The organism is Burkholderia reimsis (genome assembly GCF_003294055.1).
Taxonomy (GTDB): Bacteria; Pseudomonadota; Gammaproteobacteria; order Burkholderiales; family Burkholderiaceae; genus Burkholderia; species Burkholderia cepacia.
This window is the reverse complement of sequence record NZ_QMFZ01000062.1, coordinates 22,443-30,122: the sequence shown is the minus strand read 5'-3', so window position 1 is coordinate 30,122 and position 7,680 is coordinate 22,443. Positions and strand designations below refer to the sequence as shown.

Sequence of the window (7,680 nt, the reverse complement as noted above, 5' to 3'; positions counted from 1 at the left end):
GCACCTTGCCGTTCAGCGTGGAGTCATAGCTCGCGGTGCCGCCGAAGCCGATGATCTCGCGGTTCGACAGGCTGTACTCGCCGGCGCCCTGGCTTGATGCGATGACTTCCGACGTCGTCGTATCGACGATGTTCAGATTGACCTTCGCATACGCGACTTGCGTCTTGCCCTGGCCGAGAATGCCGAACAATTGGTGATCGCCAACGTCCTTGCGCCCAAACTCGGTCACATCGCCCGTCACCACGTAATTCGCGCCCTTGACGGCCTGCGCCTTCTTCATGAATCCCGCTTCCTGCTTGATTTCGTCGAGATTCTCACGATCAAGCACGTTGAAGCGGCGGCTCTGCTGCAGACGCGTCACGAGAATAGTCTTCGCCTGTCCGCCGAGACGGTCGATGCCGTCCGAGAAGATGCCGCGCATGTAGCTCGAACGGTTGTCGAACTTGCCAACCGCGATCGCGACGGGTTTGCCGGCATATGGCTTCTGCGCGCTACTGACGACCGGCACATCGAGCGTACGTGACGACTCAGTCGCGCAACCGGTCAGGCCGATCGCAACCGCAGCAGCGATCACCAATACGTGACAGTTATTGGAAACTTTCAATTAAATCTCCTCGTTAAGGAAAAGTGCGGCGATTTTGGGAGAGACGCACATGAGGTCTACTGAAGTCGTGCTGCCGACTCGTTCAACGCCACGTCAGGAGCCGCTGCACGCGGATGCTCTCTAACGCGAGAAACGCAACGATTTGCGGAAACATACGCGCCGGCCAGAGCCAGCGTGCACGTCTTTTTTTCGCCGGAATTCAGGCTTAACCCTACCTGCAAAATGTCGTTACTTCTTCAGGCGCACGACATAGACACCGGGGTTTTGTGCGCTCGTGCTCAAACTGTAGTTCGGCGGGTTCACATACGACGCCCCCTGGACCAGCGGCTTATAGACCGTCTCGCCTGCCGAGCTGTCCGCGAGCTCGATCACCGGTGGGTTCGGACTGGGCGTAACATTGGTCGTGAAATTCAGCGTGAGCGTTGCCGATGCCATCGAATGAAGGTCGCCCTGGCGCACCTCGATTTGATAAATATAGTCCGCTACCGCGCCAACGGACGACGGATCAGCTTTGCCCAGACACACCGTCAGATCGCCCGTTTGACCATTTGCAGGCGTCTTGAGCGTCAAAGTTGCAATGCCATCGTCAGTCGTGAGATTGATGTTCGCATTGGCGACCACGTTGCTGTTCGAGATCGTCAACTTCTTGTAGCCATCGGTGCATGCCAATGTCGTCGTTGGCGCAGGCGACGTGGTTTGCGAGGTCGAACCCGCGGTGCTACTGCTGTTCGCAGCACTTGCGCCACCACCATCTCCACCTCCGCACGCCGCCAGCAAAACTGCCGAGCCCATCAGTCCAGCCAGAATCAGTTTCTTCTTCATTTTTTTCTCTCAATCGTTAAATATACCTAAGCAAATCAACAACACCCCACCTGACCGACTTGACCCAAGTCTCCCCGAGGTGACTCCCGCATAAAAAGGCACGGCGATTCTGCTTACCGCGCAAAGCATCTAGACCCGGAGGGGAGCCTAGACGCGACCAATCAAACCCGAAATATCAATCGATTACCAGTCGCCGCTTCCGCTTCACGATAAGTCGCGGTTCGGCAGCAGGTACGGGTGTCCGCTCGAGTGTCGGCTGCTCGACGTACGTCTGTCGCGCCTTCTCCATCGCGCGACGCTTGCCGTTCAACCACGGATGCCGTGGGGGGATACGGTTCGACTGTGGTTCGTCCGCGATTTCATCGTTTAACAGTTGCTCATCTTCCACTGCTCGACCTTTCTAAGGGCACCCGGGGGCGCAATTTCACCCTTCCTTTCGCTCGCTCGATCAACCAACCGGACTCTCGACGCTATCAGCACATTCTCGGGCCGCAGGCACCGTGACAGGTTCAGTTCGCACACGCTCACCGTCGACAATCAGCCTACGAACGTTGAGCCGAAAATATCCGGATCGGCGGACAGCAAAAGCTTCGTAGTCTTTGCCTGCTTGCGGCACGAACGTACCCGATGCATGTTCGCGTGGCGTCGAGAACACCACGCCGCCGGTTTGCGATGTTCCGCCGGTATCGAGCGTAATCGTCAATGGCTCGTTAGCCTTGATCACGTATTCGTCGTAATAGCGGTAGGCATCTTCAGGGACAGGCATGCCGATTGTCGTGTTCGCGAGATTCAGCATGCGTGGTCTCGCGACCCACATGCCGCGATTCGCGAAACTAAAAGCGTGCTTCTTCGGCTCGCACTCTGTATTGAAATAAAAATGGGTATCAGTCCCGAAGTAGACGCGAATACGTGCGTCACTGGCCGGATCGTAGGCAACGCTCTGCACTTTGTGCGATGCGCAGCCCACGAAGAGGACGCAAAGCCCAAGTGCCGATAGTGTGTTTCGGAGCATGACGGATTCTCGATACGACGATCTTAGAATTGCGAGGTAAGTTGGAAGCCAACCATTACCCGAGCAGTCGGGAAGCCGGACGGTTTGTAGACCGGCGTGCCGGCAAACAGGTCGTATCCGTAAGACCCGAATCGCGTACCGATGCTTCCCTTCACGCCGATGACAGCGCCAGCCAACTGCGTACCGACAAGCGCGATCGGCTGAGGCCCCCACACGCGCCCATAATCCAGCCCGGCATACACCGCTTGACCCGTCTGGCCAATCGGCATTTGCAACTCGTTACGCCAGTAGAAGCCGCGCGCTGCCGCCAGCATCGTTTCGCCGTCGAAGCCGCGCACGGTGTATCGGCTACCGATGGTCATGTCGTCGAGGTAGTACAGGGTGTTCCCCGTGTACTGGCCGTGAATCGATCCGACATAGCGGAACGGCTGTTTCCCGATCGCAAACGGCACCGAAAGATTCGCGTCGAGCACCGCCATCTTGAATCGATAGGTCGGGCCGCCGTCGACGGCCAGTATGTCGTCCTGCGCGCCGAGCCCACCAACGCCTTGACGATAGGCCAGCGTGCCGTCGAACTGCGCACCGTCGAAGTAGTGGCGATCGGTGAGGCCAAGCTCGACAATCGTGTTGTTGCGGCGTTGCTGCGTGATTTCCGTGTCTTCGATGAAGCTCTGGCCGAATCGCCGCGACAAGCGAACATATCCACCGAACACATCGTCCTGGCTACGCGCGAGCACACGGGCCAGCTTGAAATCGACGGTCTTCGAGTTACCGCTCGCGATGAACGTCTGATTCACGCCTGCAATCTGCTGGTAGTACGTGTTCGTGTACCCTGCGAGCGTGGCGGTCCAGTAACCCCATGGAATCGAATAGAAGCCGTTCCAGCCGTGCGAACCAAGGCGCTTGTCGCCAAGTTCAAGGTCCTGGCTCACGCCGACGTTGAAGATGTCGTTCAGGCCGAGCGGGTTATCGATGCCGATCGACAGGTTGCCTTGCAGCTTGCCGGTCGCGCGCGTGCCCGAGTTGTCGATCGATGCCACCACAGTCCACGGTTTGCCGCGTTTCACGTCGAGCACGACATCGCTTTCGCCCGGTACGTCGCCCGGAACGATCTGCATCGATACGTCTTGACTCTGTACGCGCTTCATCTGCTCCAAACCTTGCTCAAGGTCGCGCAGGTTCAACAGTTCGCCGTCGCGCGTCGGAAACGCGGTTTTCCATGTGCCGCGCAGTTTTTCATCGGCGAAGCGCACGTGTCGGATCACGCCGGGAATCAGCGAGACTTTCAACGTACCGGACGACAAATCCTGTTCGGGGAGCAGCACGCGCGTCGTGATGTACCCGCGCGAAAGAATGTCTTGCGACAACGCTTTGACAAGCACATCAAGCCCTTGCTTGCCAACGCACTGCCCCGTGTAGTGTTCGAGCCATTCACGTGCGAACGCGAAGCGATCCATCGGCAGTACGGACGCGCCCTGCGCTTTCACGCCGTCCGGCAGCGAATCGGGAACGTCGACCGTGAAACGATCAATGCGGAAGCACGGTGTTTCGGTCGGAAGCTGTGGATAGCCTGCACTCGCCGCGACACTCGAACGAACTCCCGGCGCGGTAACGATTCGTTCACGCTCGCGCGCCTCCTCCTGCTGACGAGCCTGTTGTTCGTTACCAAGCGGCTGTACCGATTGTGCCGTCGCACAGGTCGATGCGATAAGCAACGACCCCGCAACAAGGCTACCCCCTCGGATTTTCTTCTTCATGTATTTGATTCTCTCGATTACGCGTACCGCGTGACCATCCAGACCCCGATCAGGATGACGACAGCGCCGACGACCTGCATCGGCCGCAACAGGTGTTCGTGTAACGCCGTGAACGACAACACCACGAGCATGGAAATCGCCACCATCGTCGGATACGCAACGCCTAGCGTTGTTTTGCGCAGCGCGATTGCGTAAAGGAGGAACCCGACACCGTAGGCACCTATGGCTGCCCCGCGGGCGATCCATGGCAACAGGCTCGATTCACCAAATGCGATTCCCTTGAGAGCTGCAACTCGGAGCAATATGCTCGCGAGACCACCGAAAAAGCCACTTGCGACGACGATCAGCCAGTTCACCGCACGGCCTCCGTCACGACTGCCACATCCGGCCGCGGCCTGGTGCTTGTGTGGATGTCATCGGATGCGCCCGTGTTCCCGTCAAAAATCATATTGAACCGATTCGCGCCATGGAGCGCGATCAGCACGATGGCGGGAAAGACGACCGAAAAGTTTCGCGCCTCATCGCGGTAGCCGAAAAAGAAGAACAACACCAGCACCGGCAGGAATGCCGCAAAAAAATAGATACGGTATCGATGTGGCGTCGCGCGCCACGCCGAGCCGAAGAACACCGCAAGCGGGACAAGCATCAGCGGATTTTCGAGACTTGGCGTAAAGATGCCTTTGCCGATCAGGTTGTAGAACGACAGGTACGACAAGGGATTAAGCCAGAATTTCAAGTTATCCCAGACGTGAAATTCGACGAAACCACCAGCATTCGCGTCATAGCCGCTCATGATGAAATGGCGAGTGCCCACGCAGATCACAAGCTGCAGCACCAGCCAACCGACTCGTTTCAATACCGGAACGTCGCGCTCGTGCAGGAAAAATAGCGCAAGCGGAACAAGGAAGAACGTTTCCTTGTTCAGGGAGAAGATGGAAACCATCAACGTGCATGCCAGCATCCGCTTCGTCAACAGGAAATAGCACGCACCGAGTACGCCGAGTAGTTCGAAAAAGTCATAGTAGTAACCGCCCTGCTGAAACGTGAGCGGATAGATGAAGCCGAACGCCGCCAGAAAGCCAACGGATTGCCCGAAGTTCAGGCCGTGTAGTCTGGCCAGCTTGTAGACCAGCAACAGCGCGAACAGCGTCGACAACACGATCGCGATGTACGTCAGGTGATAGACGAGTGCCACGATCGGTGTCCAATATTCGTCCGGCACACTTGTGAAATAGGCGTTGTGCAGCGAATCATGTCGTTTGATCGATTTGAAAAGCTTTTCCTGCTTTTCCTGCCCAAGCCGCTCGGCTACCCATTTTGCGGCTCGCGGGAACGACGAGCGATAGACATATGGCTTCGGTGCCTCGCCGTTCATCATGCCGACGAGGCTGTAGCTGGTTGCAAAATCCCCTTTCTGGTCGTCACGAAAACCCCACTTCAGCAACATGCTGTTGGTGATGTTTCCCGCGCATACGAACAGCAGCACATAGACGATGGCGAAGCGGCAGAACGCCAGCACGCGGTTTTGGTTTTTTTCTGTCATAGGAACTGTGCCGCTCACGGAGCTGGCAAGAAGTGAGCGGCCAGCACGATCACCACCATGATGCAAAGCATGCTGAAGCTACCGCGATTCTCGAGAATATGGACGATCGGATCGTCGTGCATCGCGCCACGCACTGTTGCGATCCATAGACGACCGAACAGGTAGATCAACCCGATCTGCACGAACCAGAGAAGGTGCGGAATCGTGTAACGAGCTATCGTTTCCGGAGCGTTGATGAACAGACCAAACACGACCACCGCTGCAAGAGAAGCGCCGATGCCAAACGGCCAAAGTACTTCGAGGTCACTTACACGATAATCCCGGCCTGCCGTCGCACTTTTGTCGCTCTGGCGTAAAAGCACCAACTCGGAGCAACGTTTCACGAGCGCGAGGCTGAGAAATGCAAAGATGGAGAACGCGAGAAGCCATCGGCTGACCATGATTTCCGCTGCGACCGCCCCCGCGACGATTCGGTAGGTGTATAGCAGTGACAAGACGACCACATCGAGTAGCACCACCGACTTCAAGCGCAAACTGTACGCGGTCGTGAGGAAGAGATAGAGCGCGAACATGCCCGTAAATTCCGCGGACACCGCCACCGCCAAGGCAAACGCCAATGTCAGCAGTAGCGCTGCGCACGCGATACCTTGATTGATCGACAACGCCCCGCTCGCAAAGGGACGATTTCGCTTTCTTGGATGTCGGCGATCGTTGTCCAAATCCCAAAGATCGTTGCCGATGTAGGTAGCCGACGCGCCAAGCGACATTGACAAGAACGCGAGTGCAAGCAAACCGACCTTACCGATATCGAGGAATGCAAAGGCGGTAAGCAGTGGGACGAACAGCAGCAAATTCTTTAGCCACTGGTGAACACGCAGGGCCTTGCACCATGTGGAGAACGTTGCACGTACATTCGTGAACTCGTGTTCGACGGGAACGTGGCTCCGAACATTTGCGGCGACATCCGATGAAACGCCAGCAAGCACGGCACCTCTCGCGCCAGCCCAAACCGGCAAGTCGGCTTTGCTATCGCCCGCATACACGAACTCGTTGCCGATCTGCTGGCGAATGCAGGCCAGTTTGGCCTCTCCCTTGAGATTCGTGTCATCACCGGTAGCGATGACACCATCGAACAGGCCAAGATGCGTGCTCACACGCTCAGCGATCGAACAATGTGCGGCAGTTGCAAGCACGATTTTTCGCCCGCTCTCACGTTCTCGCGTGAGGTAATCGATAAGAGATTCGCGATACGGAAGCGTTTCCGCTCGAAAATCGGCATGCTCTGCGACCTTAGCCTTGAACGCAGCGCGACCGCCCGCGAGCCAGAAAGGTAGGCGCAGTAGGTTCGCAGGTTGTCGCTTGACGACACGTATCACGGATTCCATCAAGGTATCCGAAACCGTCAACGTGCCATCCAGATCAACGACGAGCGGAAGTTTCTTGGTTTCTCGCATTTCTTTTGATTCAACTTAAATGGGGAGCCATACCACATATATTCGTCATTTTTCGCCCGAAACTCCCGCCCCTCGTCGAATACCCCACTCCTATTGACTCCCTCTCAATTAGTTCGCCTAGCTGTATCGTGTTGCTGCCGCGCCTACCGATCCTGTTCCGTGTTCGCACGTGCGGCGGCGGCCCGGTCTTCCGGTGTCACCGTACCGCTCCGTAAGTAGCTCGGTCGGCCTCAGGGAATCTCAATACCTATGCGCAGTTCTTCAACTCAGTCTTTGCAGTATCCAATGTTTTAATAAACTCATCGAGACTGAACTTCATCTCCACACTTTCCGGAAGAACGTACAGATCAACCAAAAATTCAATTCTCATTTGATCATTTCCGTTCTCTTTGTCGATGATGCACAGTCTTTGCCCGCCAAAGCTGACTTCCGCCATAAGGTGTTCGTGTTCCATGTCACTAACGAAATCAATGTTAAATGTCGTCATC

Annotated in this window: 8 protein-coding genes; all 8 read right to left on the bottom strand. The window is 56.5% G+C overall.

The genetic code is table 11. The annotated features are described in order from the left end of the window. Positions 1–604: CsgG/HfaB family protein (locus DPV79_RS38820; RefSeq protein ID WP_113047903.1), on the bottom strand; the 604-nt coding region annotated here is incomplete at its 3' end. 228 nt (positions 605–832) lie between these two features. Beyond that, entirely contained in the window at positions 833–1,426 is a 594-nt protein-coding gene (locus DPV79_RS38815) for a hypothetical protein (protein WP_113047899.1), read from the bottom strand. A gap of 448 nt (positions 1,427–1,874) precedes the next feature. Next, positions 1,875–2,438 (bottom strand): hypothetical protein, encoded by a 564-nt coding sequence (locus DPV79_RS38805; RefSeq protein ID WP_113047898.1) that lies wholly within the window; start codon positions 2,436–2,438, stop codon positions 1,875–1,877. A gap of 23 nt (positions 2,439–2,461) precedes the next feature. Beyond that, a complete protein-coding gene (locus DPV79_RS38800) occupies positions 2,462–4,195 on the bottom strand; it encodes a ShlB/FhaC/HecB family hemolysin secretion/activation protein (protein WP_113047897.1) in 1,734 nt (577 codons plus the stop codon). A 17-nt stretch (positions 4,196–4,212) separates the two neighbouring features. After that, positions 4,213–4,551 (bottom strand): DMT family transporter, encoded by a 339-nt coding sequence (locus DPV79_RS38795; protein WP_113047896.1) that lies wholly within the window; start codon positions 4,549–4,551, stop codon positions 4,213–4,215. Next, positions 4,548–5,738, bottom strand: a complete 1,191-nt coding sequence (locus DPV79_RS38790) for a hypothetical protein (RefSeq protein ID WP_113047895.1) — start codon at positions 5,736–5,738, stop codon at positions 4,548–4,550. The genes DPV79_RS38795 and DPV79_RS38790 overlap by 4 nt, the downstream gene beginning before the upstream one ends. A 14-nt stretch (positions 5,739–5,752) precedes the next feature. Further along, the gene (locus DPV79_RS38785) at positions 5,753–7,192 is read right to left on the bottom strand and encodes a UbiA family prenyltransferase (protein WP_113047894.1); all 1,440 of its coding nucleotides are present in this window, start codon (positions 7,190–7,192) and stop codon (positions 5,753–5,755) included. Positions 7,193–7,439: 247 nt separating this feature from the next. Continuing rightward, positions 7,440–7,679: a hypothetical protein gene (locus DPV79_RS38780; protein ID WP_227791679.1), complete on the bottom strand. Its 240-nt coding sequence runs from the start codon at positions 7,677–7,679 to the stop codon at positions 7,440–7,442. Position 7,680: the final 1 nt, after the last annotated feature.

What these genes read in the sequence shown, in the direction of transcription:
- DPV79_RS38815 (WP_113047899.1), bottom strand. Translation starts at nt 1,426, where the DNA reads ATGAAGAAGAAACTGATTCTGGCTGGACTGATGGGCTCGGCAGTTTTG.
- DPV79_RS38805 (WP_113047898.1), bottom strand. Translation starts at nt 2,438, where the DNA reads ATGCTCCGAAACACACTATCGGCACTTGGGCTTTGCGTCCTCTTCGTG.
- DPV79_RS38800 (WP_113047897.1), bottom strand. Translation starts at nt 4,195, where the DNA reads ATGAAGAAGAAAATCCGAGGGGGTAGCCTTGTTGCGGGGTCGTTGCTT.
- DPV79_RS38790 (WP_113047895.1), bottom strand. Translation starts at nt 5,738, where the DNA reads ATGACAGAAAAAAACCAAAACCGCGTGCTGGCGTTCTGCCGCTTCGCC.
- DPV79_RS38785 (WP_113047894.1), bottom strand. Translation starts at nt 7,192, where the DNA reads ATGCGAGAAACCAAGAAACTTCCGCTCGTCGTTGATCTGGATGGCACG.
- DPV79_RS38780 (WP_227791679.1), bottom strand. Translation starts at nt 7,679, where the DNA reads ATGACGACATTTAACATTGATTTCGTTAGTGACATGGAACACGAACAC.